General features: G+C 45.8%; 13 protein-coding genes and 1 riboswitch. Of the genes, 10 read left to right on the plus strand and 3 right to left on the minus strand.

The features are described from left to right. Window positions 1-84: 84 nt before the first annotated feature. The 5 genes from ERX55_RS05770 (at window position 85) to ribH (ending at window position 5213) form a co-directional block, all read left to right on the plus strand. Entirely contained in the window at window positions 85-1539 is a 1455-nt protein-coding gene (locus tag ERX55_RS05770) for an FAD/NAD(P)-binding protein (protein ID WP_165983720.1), read from the plus strand. Window positions 1540-1736: 197 nt separating this feature from the next. Then, window positions 1737-1867, plus strand: a riboswitch (FMN riboswitch). A 116-nt stretch (window positions 1868-1983) separates the two neighbouring features. After that, a complete protein-coding gene (ribD, locus tag ERX55_RS05775) occupies window positions 1984-2991 on the plus strand; it encodes a bifunctional diaminohydroxyphosphoribosylaminopyrimidine deaminase/5-amino-6-(5-phosphoribosylamino)uracil reductase RibD (protein WP_165983721.1) in 1008 nt (335 codons plus the stop codon). A gap of 1 nt (window position 2992) precedes the next feature. Continuing rightward, window positions 2993-3592, plus strand: coding sequence for a riboflavin synthase (locus ERX55_RS05780; protein ID WP_133451626.1), 600 nt, complete (start codon window positions 2993-2995; stop codon window positions 3590-3592). After that, window positions 3577-4761 carry a GTP cyclohydrolase II gene (gene ribA / locus ERX55_RS05785; protein WP_133451627.1) on the plus strand — a complete coding sequence of 395 codons (1185 nt, stop codon included), beginning with the start codon at window positions 3577-3579 and terminating at the stop codon, window positions 4759-4761. Before ERX55_RS05780 ends, ribA begins: the two co-directional genes overlap by 16 nt. Continuing rightward, a complete protein-coding gene (gene ribH / locus ERX55_RS05790) occupies window positions 4758-5213 on the plus strand; it encodes a 6,7-dimethyl-8-ribityllumazine synthase (RefSeq protein WP_133451628.1) in 456 nt (151 codons plus the stop codon). The genes ribA and ribH overlap by 4 nt, the downstream gene beginning before the upstream one ends. Before the next feature lie 37 nt (window positions 5214-5250). Here the strand turns inward: ribH and ERX55_RS05795 are convergent, their stop codons facing one another. Further along, on the minus strand, window positions 5251-6243 hold the full coding sequence (locus ERX55_RS05795; RefSeq protein WP_133451629.1) for a proline dehydrogenase family protein: 993 nt from the start codon (window positions 6241-6243) through the stop codon (window positions 5251-5253). Between the two features lie 141 nt (window positions 6244-6384). Beyond that, window positions 6385-6513, minus strand: coding sequence for a hypothetical protein (locus tag ERX55_RS11625; RefSeq protein ID WP_279512555.1), 129 nt, complete (start codon window positions 6511-6513; stop codon window positions 6385-6387). 144 nt (window positions 6514-6657) lie between these two features. Here ERX55_RS11625 and ERX55_RS05800 point away from each other — a divergent pair, with 144 nt between their 5' ends. The 3 genes from ERX55_RS05800 (at window position 6658) to ERX55_RS05810 (ending at window position 8932) form a co-directional block, all read left to right on the plus strand. Next, complete coding sequence (locus ERX55_RS05800; protein ID WP_133451630.1) at window positions 6658-7740, plus strand: AAA family ATPase; 1083 nt, start codon at window positions 6658-6660, stop codon at window positions 7738-7740. Next, a complete protein-coding gene (pnuC, locus tag ERX55_RS05805; protein ID WP_133451631.1) occupies window positions 7740-8489 on the plus strand; it encodes a nicotinamide riboside transporter PnuC in 750 nt (249 codons plus the stop codon). The genes ERX55_RS05800 and pnuC overlap by 1 nt, the downstream gene beginning before the upstream one ends. 107 nt (window positions 8490-8596) lie before the next feature. Next, the gene (locus ERX55_RS05810) at window positions 8597-8932 is read left to right on the plus strand and encodes a hypothetical protein (RefSeq protein WP_133451632.1); all 336 of its coding nucleotides are present in this window, start codon (window positions 8597-8599) and stop codon (window positions 8930-8932) included. Window positions 8933-8945: 13 nt separating this feature from the next. On the opposite strand, the gene ERX55_RS05815 is transcribed toward ERX55_RS05810, so the two are convergent. Further along, window positions 8946-9458: a gamma carbonic anhydrase gene (locus ERX55_RS05815; protein ID WP_133451633.1), complete on the minus strand. Its 513-nt coding sequence runs from the start codon at window positions 9456-9458 to the stop codon at window positions 8946-8948. 66 nt (window positions 9459-9524) lie between these two features. Between ERX55_RS05815 and ERX55_RS05820 the strand changes: the two genes are divergently transcribed. Together ERX55_RS05820 and ERX55_RS05825 are read left to right on the plus strand one after the other, a co-directional pair. Next, entirely contained in the window at window positions 9525-10322 is a 798-nt protein-coding gene (locus ERX55_RS05820; RefSeq protein WP_133451634.1) for an alpha/beta hydrolase, read from the plus strand. Window positions 10323-10366: 44 nt separating this feature from the next. Next, entirely contained in the window at window positions 10367-10771 is a 405-nt protein-coding gene (locus tag ERX55_RS05825; protein WP_133451635.1) for a transcriptional regulator, SarA/Rot family, read from the plus strand. Window positions 10772-10898: the final 127 nt, after the last annotated feature.

Here is a 10898-nt window from a genome sequence, read left to right on the forward strand (position 1 = left end):
AGTCTCTTTAGTATAATAACATTAATGTCTTATTCGCAACTGAAGTAGGGTATGATAGATAAAATGAAAATTCTAGGAGGCAATATGAAAGTAGCAATTATCGGTGGTGGCGTAGCCGGAACTCACGTCCTGAAGTACTTACTGAATCATAAAGGCGGCAGAAAGCTGGATATCACCGTCTTTGATGACAAGAAATATATGGGCAAGGGGCGTGCCTTTCAATATGAAGATGTGGCCATGCTGCTCAATTATCCGGCCAATCAGCTGTCCATGAAGCGCAACAAGAAGGATGATTTTATGAGATGGGTGGAAGAAAACCGCTCCGTTGAAGAAATTCAGGCGCGAGAAGGAGATCATTCGACCGCGGACGGCAATATCTACTTCTCTCGTCAGCTCTTCGGCAAATATATGGCAGCACACTTTGAATCCCTTGTTGACAAAGGGAAGGTCACCGTCGTGACGCAGCATATCCGGGCCATCAGCAAACGGGCGGCAGGCTATGAACTTGAAACACAGGACCAGCAGTATCAGTTTGATCATATCTTTATGACGCCGGGACAACTGCCGGCAGAAGATCCTTATAGGCTGAAGGATACAGAGAACTTCATTTCCTGGCCCTATCCTCTTTATACACTGGACGTTGAAGCGGATAAAGATTATGCGGTGATTGGTGCCGGCCTCAGCGGACTTGACTGTATACGTTATTTAACGAAGGAAGGCGCTAAAGTACTCGTGGCTTCTCATTCAGGGGAGGTGCAGTCCGTCCGCGGCAAGATGGTCACATTCAAGATGAAGTACTGGACCGCCGCCGCTTTCCGTAAGATCCGTAAGAAGCACCACGATTTCATACCACTTGATAAAGTGGTGGCGCTGTTTAAGAAGGAATGTGAGCATCAAGGTGTGGACATTGCTAAGTTTTACGGGGTGTCCCGCAAAGACCCGGTGAAAGCGATGCGGTTTGACCTGAAAAACCATGAAGCCATCGGGGCACTTCAGTCCATGATTTATCAGGCGATGTTCGAAGCATCACAGATCTGGCCCTATATGACAGGCGAAGATAAAGCACGTTATCTTGAGACGTACGAGCCATTCGTGCAGCACTACTCCAATCCGATGCCGGAGCCAAGTGCAGAGGAGCTGATTGATCATATTGAAAACAACAGAGTCGTGATTAAAGCAGGTCTGAAAGCGATTGACTATAAATATCGCAAGTATCGTCTTCAGTACGAAGATGGAGCAGAGGACCGTGTTCATTACGTCATCAATGCAACGGGTCCGGCGCGGTTCATAAGTCGTACTTCGGTCAGTCCGGTGCTGACAGGTCTATTGAATGACAGTCTGATAGCGGAACACCCGGACGGCGGCATACAAGTCATGCCGGGAGACGGGCGGGTCATCAGTCCGAAATACGGCGTGCTGGATGATTTTGTGATGCTGGGCCAGCTGACCGGCGGCGTCAATATGAAGAATAACGGTGTCTATGAACTCCTGCTGGAAGCACGACGTGACGTCAAAGCCTTTTTTGACCGCCTCAAGTAAGCACGCATTGAGCATTTTTGTTGGCAGGGCTTGATTAAGGGAGAGCTGGTGCAAAAAGGGTTAATTGCACCAAGTCTAAGGAGAAGCTGGTGCAAAAACTGTTAATTGCACCAGCTTTCCATTCTGATTGCCTTCATCTTGCATTTATTGTCGAGAAGCAGTACGATTAATACGTTAGGCAACTAACATAATTTCATACATTCTTTCGGGGCAGGGTGAAATTCCCAACCGGCGGTCATAGCCCGCGACCCTTTATCGAATATCGATATTGGCTGATTCAGTGAAATTCTGAAGCCGACAGTTAGAGTCTGGATGGGAGAAAGAATAAGACACCATTGTAAGATGGTTTATTTGACTATGTCTTTTAATACTTACAGGGTCTTATTTGTGACACCTAAATTTAAGGCGCCCCTCGGGGCGCCTTTTTATTTTGAGGAGGAGCAGATGTATATCAGACAAGCTTTTGATCTCGTTAAAATGACGGCCGGTCAGACCGGACGCAATCCGGCAGTCGGCTGTATTATTGTGAAGAATGGCGTCATCATCGGGATAGGCGCTCATCTGCAGGAAGGGTCCGCCCATGCAGAGGTACAGGCTATCAGAATGGCAGGTGATGCGACCGGCGCGACACTCTACTGCACACTCGAACCATGTAATCATACAGGCAAGACACCGCCATGTACTGAAGCCATTATTCAGGCAGGCATTAAGAAGGTGGTCTTTGCTGTCCGTGATACAAGTCTGGATGATACGGGTATTCGCTATCTGGAGGCACACGGTGTAGAAGTGGTGCATGCACCAGACGCGGCAGTCTCCGCATTTTATGATGCTTTCTTTATCTCGAAGGAAGAGAAGCGGCCTTACGTCACACTGAAACTGGCTGCCACACTTGACGGTAAGCTTGCGGATGACTTCGGCAACAGTAAATGGCTGACAAATGAGGCGTCACGCCAGGACGTTCATCGACTCAGACATCAGCAGGATGCTGTACTGGTCGGCAGAAAGACTTATGCAGTGGATGAACCGAAGCTTGATGCGCGTCATGTCAGTGAGAAGGTGCCCATAAAGGTGATTATCTCGCGCACAGGAGACGTAACGCTTCACGAGGCGGATATAACGAGCGGACAGAGAATCATCGTGATCAGTCCGACAGCAGTCCGGCATGCAGAAACCCTGATCACACAGGATTTCCGGCCGGCACGCCTGCTCGAACTTCTCTACCAAGCAGGTATCAGCCGCTTGATGGTCGAAGGCGGTTCCAGTGTCATCAGTGAATGGATCAATCAGGATTGTTTTGATGAGGTCGTCATTTATTACGCCCCGAAACTACTTGGCGGCACATTAAACAATCGTTTTTATCATACAGAAGAAAGTCGCATGACGCATCTCAGACTGGTGGATATTCAGCAGTTCGAAGATGATGTCCGGCTGACTTATCGAAAGGGGCAATAAGATGTTTACAGGTTTAATCGAAGAAGTGGGTACGATAGAACGTATCAAGCAGCAGGGCGCGCTTACCATGACGATCCGCTGCAAGAAAGTACTTGAAGATGTCAAGGTAGGTGACTCGATCGCTGTTGACGGCACTTGTCTGACAGTGACCTCTTTTACCTCTCAGTCTTTTGACGTTGATGTCATCATCGGTACTTCAGACCGCACAAAGTTCAAGTCAGTAAGCGCCGGCTATCCAGTCAATCTGGAGCGGGCACTTCTGCCGACGACGCGTTTAGGCGGTCACTTTGTCTCCGGCCATGTTGATAAGACAGCAAAAGTACTGCGTAAACTGTCGAAAGGTAATGCGGTCGTCTATCACATCAGTCTTGATAAAAATGACCAGAAATATGTGATTCCAAAAGGTTCAATCGCTGTCGACGGTACCTCACTGACTCTCTTTGAGCTGAATGCTCATTACTTCGAGATTCAGCTGATACCGGAGACGCAGCAAGCGACTAAGCTGATGACATTAAAACCGGGGGACACTGTTCATCTTGAGTTTGATATGCTCGGCAAATATATAGTCAGACAGGAGGCACTCGCATGTTCAGCACAATAGAGGAAGCTCTCAGCGAACTGAAGGCCGGTAAACCGGTGATTGTGGTGGATTCGGAAGACAGAGAGAACGAAGGAGACTTAGTCGCTGTGACAGAATTTGCAGAGCCGGCTGTCCTGAACTTGATGATCACAGAAGCACGGGGCCTGGTCTGTGCCCCTTTATCAAGAGAACTGGCGGAGCGCTTTGAGCTGACACCGATGACTGCACATAATAACGATCCGCACGGCACCGCTTTTACGGTCAGTATCGACCATGTCTCGTCCACGACAGGGATCAGTGTGCAGGAGCGCTTTGATACAGTCCGTGCACTGCTCGGAGAGGATGACCGCTGCTTCAACTCGCCCGGTCATGTCTTCCCGCTGGTGGCCAGAGACGGCGGTGTGCTGGAGAGACAGGGACATACAGAAGCTTGTGTTGACCTGGCTGGATTATGTGGCGCCAGAAAAACAGGCATCATCTGTGAAATCATCAATCCGGACGGGACGATGGCAAGACGAGACGACCTGGTGACGTTCAAAGATAAGCATCAGCTTAAAATGATCACGATCGAAGCGTTGGTTCATTACCGTAAGCAGCAGGAAGCACTGATTAAGCGTGAAGCGGTTGTGGAGATGCCGACAGATTTCGGTCACTTCACGGTCTACGGCTATAGTGAGATCTACAGCGACCGTGAACATGTCGTCTACATGAAGCCTTATACAGGAGTACCTGATATCCGCCTGCATTCCGAATGTCTGACAGGTGACGTCTTCCATTCAAGACGCTGTGACTGCGGGACCCAGCTTGAGAACGGCCTCCGTCATATCAATGAACATGGCGGTCTGCTTATTTATCTGAGACAGGAAGGACGCGGCATCGGCCTGATCAATAAACTGAAGGCTTATGAGAAGATTGAAGAAGGTCTTGATACGGTCGAAGCGAACGAAGCACTCGGTTTTGATGCAGACCTCCGGGATTATGCGGTTGCGGCTTCGATTCTCCGTGACCTCGGTATTCAGTCTGTCAATCTTATCACTAATAATCCGCGGAAGATAGAAGGCTTAAGGGATTACGGCATTGATGTCAGAATACGTATTCCGCATCAGTTTTCGAGCAATCCGGACAACAGCCGTTATTTGGCAACGAAGAAAGAAAAATTAGGACATTTACTGGAGGAGAACTTAATATGAAATATGATGCTAAAGTAACAGGACAAGGACTGAAAATAGCCATTGTCGCTTCTAGATTCAATCATTTTATTACGGACCGCCTGGTGGAGGGGGCTATGGATACCCTGATCCGTCATGGGGTAGAAGCAGAAGATATCGACCAGTTACTCGTGCCGGGCGCATTTGAGATTCCTTTCATCGCCCAGAAGCTGGCGAAGCAGGAGAAATATGATGCCATCATCACACTGGGCTGTGTCATCCGCGGTGCCACGACCCATTATGATTATGTCTGTAATGAAGTCGCTAAAGGCGTCTCGAAAGCAAACGAATTCGGTATTCCCGTTATCTTCGGCGTCCTGACCACCGAAACGATTGAACAGGCGATTGAACGTGCCGGAACAAAAGCAGGCAATAAAGGCGGCGAAGTAGCGGTCGCTGCCATTGAGATGGCCAATCTGAATAAGATGATATAAAAAAATCGGATGTCGTGATGACATCCGATTTTTCGTATTATTTACGTTTAGCAAGTAAAGCTAATGCTGAAACCGCTGCAACAGCCCCTGCGCCGATTGCCAGATTTTTATTGACTTGCGGTGTGAAGATTGATTTGGTCACAAGCTGTAAGTTCTGAGGACGTTCCGCTAAACGACGGACGAAGTAGCCGTACCAGTCCTGACCGAATGGCACATAGACACAGAACTGATAGCCTTGTTTCGCGATTTCCTCCTGCAGTTCAGTGCGGAAGCCGTATAACATCTGGAATTCAATCAAGTCTTTGTTTAAGTTATGCTGATTGATGAATTTCTTCACATGATTGATGATGTTATGATCGTGAGTCGCGATTGAAGTCATTGCTTTCGAATTTAAGAGACGCTGTTCGATCAGCTTGATATAGTTCTCATCGATATCTTCTTTCGTCTGATAAGCCACTTCGGGACTTTCTTTGTAAGCCCCTTTGACGAGACGAAGACGTACATCTTTGTATTTCTCGATTTCATCCGTTGCACGGAAGAGATAAGCTTGGATCACTGTACCGACGTTTTTGAATTCACCTTTCAGACGGTCAAGGATTTCAAACGTCTGTACAGTATGATTGTAATCCTCAGTATCCATATTGATATGCATGTTACCGTGCTGGTAGGCAGCCATCAGAATTTCGCGGACGTTCTCGTAGCAGAACTCTTTGTCTACATCGAGACCGATCTGCGTTAATTTGATTGACATATGGGCTTTGACACCGGCATTGTCAATCGCTTTGATCATCGCGATGATTTCTTCTTTGGCTTTAGTTGCTTCTTCCTTAGAAAAAACAAACTCGCCTAAGTTGTCGACAGTCGCTGTGATTCCTTTACTGTTCAATACTTTGATCGCTTCAATAGTAGACGGAATATCCACCCCAGCTACTACTTTATTTGCACCGAGTGCCAGACCGTATCTTTTTGCTGCTGCATTCAGTGTCTGATTCTCGCTTAACATGATAAAGAAATCTCTTGTTAAACCCATGTTAAAAAACCTCCTAGTGTTTTCATATAACTTAATATATTTTACTACAAATATTCAAAAAGTTAAGCGTTTTCTTTTTAACTTCATGAGTTATTTTGTAGAAAATTACTCATCACCCTGCAAGTCATAAAAAATAAGTGCCTAATCCTCAGATTGGACACTTTGATCAGCGATGATTTTGCTGTCGAGAGGCTGGACACTGATATCAATCACATGAGGGGCAGCAAAGATGCAGCAGAGTACGATGACAATTTTTTTAATAAAATGCATAAGGGCCTCCTAATGGTCTCTTCTTTAACAGTTTAGCCGGCTAATGTGAAGAAACGTTTAAAGAATTGTAAATTAAATGTTTACTTTTCAATCAGTAAGCGCTTTATTCATGTATAATGTAAAAAAAGATGAAGGAGCAGGAACATGAGAGATTTAGGGGTTTACTTTGGAACATTTGCGCCCTGTCATGTGGGGCATTTTGAACAGATTGTGCGCGCAAAGCGTGAAAATACACGGGCTGTGGTCATCGTGTCAGGTTATGAGGGCGACCGCGGGGACTTAGCAGGTATGAGTCTGGTCAACCGTACGAAGTCTATGCGCGAACTATTGAAAGACGATGACAACGTGACCGTTATGAAGCTGGATGAAACGGATATACCGAAATATCCGGCCGGCTGGCAGCCTTGGCTTGAACTCCTTGAGGCGCATATTATAGAAGGAGCCGGTGAGTTTAACTCGGTCACGTTCTATGTAGGTGAGGATGAATACATTGAACCGCTGAACACGTACTTTACGGCGCAGTGGCCGGACCGCGATATCGTCATCACGCGTGTTGACAGACGGATCACAGGTATCAGCGGAACATCCATCCGTGAGAATCCGATCTATAACTGGGACTATGTCACACGTCCGTTCAGAAGATTCTTCGTGCAGAACGTGCTGATCATCGGTACAGCAAGTACAGGTAAGACGACCCTGACGCGTGACCTGGCACGTCGATATTCCACTTCGTATTCCCTGGAATATTCTCGTGAATATCAGACAGAACGTCAGGTGAAAGATGATGAACTGGATATCAAGGATCTGCAGGCCATCGGTATCGGCCAGTATGAGGTGAACAGGAAACATATCCATTCACCGGGTACACGTAAAGTTTTCTTTGCGGATACAGATGTGATGACCACCAAGCTCTATTCCAAGATTTATCTCTCTGATGAAGACTATCAGAAAATCGCACCTGTCTTTGACTTCTATATTTCGCAGCAGACATGGGCGCTGATCCTGCTTCTGCCGCCGACGACCACCTATGTCGATGACGGATTCCGTGATATGTCTCAGGCAGATGCAGATTCACGGAATAAAATGCATCAGATGTTCCTGGATGAACTGGAGGAGCACGGCCTGATGGAACGGACAGTGGTGCTGCAAGGTGACAGCTTCCAGGAGAAATACGAAGAAGCCCATCGACTGGTCGATGAACTGCTGGCGGAAGGGAAAGATAACTGATGTTTTTAGTGAAGGACTTTAAAGGATTTACGACGTATGAGAAAGTCTTGTTCGCATTTATTCTAGTTGCCCAAATTTTTATTCTTGTTTATTTCTGGAATAATGGTGAAAATTTTAATACACTCAGTGCTATCTCAGCTATTTCAAGTATTTCTGGCGTTGCATGTGTTATTATGTCTGCAAAAGGAAGATTAAGTACTTTCTTCTACGGTGTTATTCAGGCAGCCACTTACGGTTATGTCAGCTATAAGAGTTTCCTCTACGGTGAAGTGGGTCTTCAGGTCGTTTTTGGTATTTTCCAGTTCATCGGTCTTTATGCTTGGTTGCAGAATATGCATAGCGATCATCATACCGATGATCCAAATGTTCAGGAAGTAGATTCTCGAGGGTTAAACAGTCGCGGATGGGTCATTACCATTATAATGACGGTATTAGTATATGTAGGCACAGGATATTATCTTGATAATTTCACCAATGCAAAGCAGCCTTTTGTAGATGCTCTATCTGTCGGATTAAGTTTAGTTGCACAAACATTGATGACCTTGCGTTATAAAGAACAATGGTTATTATGGATCCTGATAAATATGGTTTCTATTTTCCTGTGGGCAAGACTCATGGTATTAAATGATAAACTGACATTTGAAGGATTATCTGCTGTCACGATGTGGATCGCTTTCCTGATCAACAGTGTCTATGGTTATTACTACTGGAAAAAACTGCAGGACGTCCAGGTCGCTGACAAATATTAATTTATTGTAAAGGCAGGCCGTTATTCTTTAAAAACTCTTAATAATTTTCCTTCCGGCAGGATGATAGAATAGATGTATCTTAATGAATATGCTAAAGAGGTGCATCTATGTTTAAAGATATGGCGTTCTACATGTTCGGACATGAAATTGATCCGTTTTTACAGCTTTTTGTTTTTGAGCCGATTGTCATCACCATTATCGCTGTGCTTGTGGCGATTGTGACTAAGAAAGCATGGACGATGGCGTTAGTGATCATTCTTCTCAATATCATTGATAATGCAATTGATGTGAACTTCTTATTCGGTGATCAAGGCATCGGGACGATTCTCGGACAGAATGTCGCATTCTTCTTCTCGAATATCTTCTCCATGTTCTATGAATTTGTACTGAGCTTCCTGTTGGCCGGTCTGCCATTTATGCATAAAAAATTCGGTATCGCTTAAGCGATACCGTTTTTTATTGGTGCTCTTTTTTATAGACCTGCGCTTTATCAGCATATTCCTGCACAATTCGTTCCATATCCTCATAATCATCCGGCGTCAGTTCTCTGACGACTCGAGCGGGTCTGCCAAATGCAAGTGTCCGGGGTGGGATTTTGGTGCCGGGTGTCACGAGTGAGCCTGCGCCGATAAATGCGTATTCGCCGATTTCTGCACCGTCCAGTACAGTGGAATCCATGCCGATCAGTGCGTGGCTTCTGATGATGGCAGAGTGGAGTGTGACTTTATGGCCGATGGTGACGCGGTCTTCAATAATCAGCGGACGGCCTGGGGACTGATGCAGGCAGCATAAATCCTGGATATTGCTTTCTGTGCCGATGATGACAGGGCTGACATCACCGCGGATAACGGCGTTATACCAGACAGAGGAGCCGGCGCCGATCTGAACATCACCTGTTACGACTGCACCTGGTGCGATAAATGCTGTCTCATGTATTTCAGGCTGTTGTCCTTGGTAGTTCACAAGCATGATGAATCTCCCTTTCTTTTTTTGGTATAATTAATTCTATCATGAAAGAGGAAAGTAGGCAGAGTTATGTGGAAGTGGGAAACGGAAAAAACAGCTAAAGGTGTCGTCGTGATTGTCCACAGTATACTGGAGCATCATGGACGTTATGCCTGGCTGATCACACAGTTAAGACGTCAAGGCTACCATGTCATCATGGGGGACCTGCCTGGCCAGGGCCAGACCTCACGTGTCAGGAAAGGGCATATCCAATCTTTTGCGGACTACAGAGAAGCTGTTCTCGACTGGATAGATGTCGCAGAATCTTACTATTTACCGGTATTCGTCATCGGTGCAGGGCTGGGTGGCCTGATCATCACTAATCTGCTGGAACATGTGACACTTAAGCTGGAAGGTGTCATCCTGCTGTCGCCGCTCTTCGGTTTTCAGCATACCACGACGACCCGCAAGAATTTCTTCGCCTCCAGTTTCGGCGGGACATCTAAGGACGCCAAGTTTGATATGAAGATTGCTTATGATCAGCTGACCCGCTCTGAAGATGCCATCGCTGAGGTGCAGAATGATCCTCTGATGGTGAGTCAGGTAAGCTTCCACTGGTATCGTTCAATCATTGAGACGATGAAGGAGACGATGGAGAATCTGGACCGCATTGAGCCGGTTGCGATTCAGCTGCACTACGGCACTAAAGACCATCTGGTTGACTTATCTCAGGTCAAGGTCTTTGAACGTGAGATGACTTGTGAAGTGAAGGAGTGGCCGGGGCTTTACCATGAACTTCATCAGGAACCGGAAAATAAGCAAGTGCTGGCGGAAATAGTTGCTTTTATGGATAAAAGAATCGAATATATAGGGTTGATTGTTGAATAAAAGGGTAATGATAAGGTAATAATGGGGCAGACAGGGGGCATTTGATGTCACGCGAAAAGAATGAATTAAGCGATATGGTCGCTTTAAATGAATTACAGAAAGAAATCGATACAATCTTTGATGTTATCCAAACCCGTTTTGATTTGTCTAAGGAAGAATATTTGGCGCTTGTCGCGTTATGGGATAACGGTCCGATGTCGATGAAACGTCTGAATCAATATGTAGATATCAAGCCTTATAAGCGGACACGCTTTTTCAATAATTTAGTCACAAAAGGCTGGATCTATAAAGAGCGGCCAGCTAACGATGAAAGAACAGTCATCATTCATTACAACGAAAAAAGAGCGGCTGATAAAGAGGAGATTGTCAATGCGGCCTGTTCAGCAATCAAGAATAATATGAATGACTTCAGGACTTATTTTGACCAGGTTCTTAATATATGTAAATAAGAGTCTGGGACATAAATAACTAAATCTACGATTTATATAATGACTCGAAAGAAAAACGGAAATTCCATTGAGGAATTTCCGTTTTTAAGTGCAAAAAAAGAAGCTCTCTTATATAATGTAGTCACCA

This window comes from Macrococcus bovicus (genome assembly GCF_004359575.1).
Lineage (GTDB): Bacteria > Bacillota > Bacilli > Staphylococcales > Staphylococcaceae > Macrococcus > Macrococcus bovicus.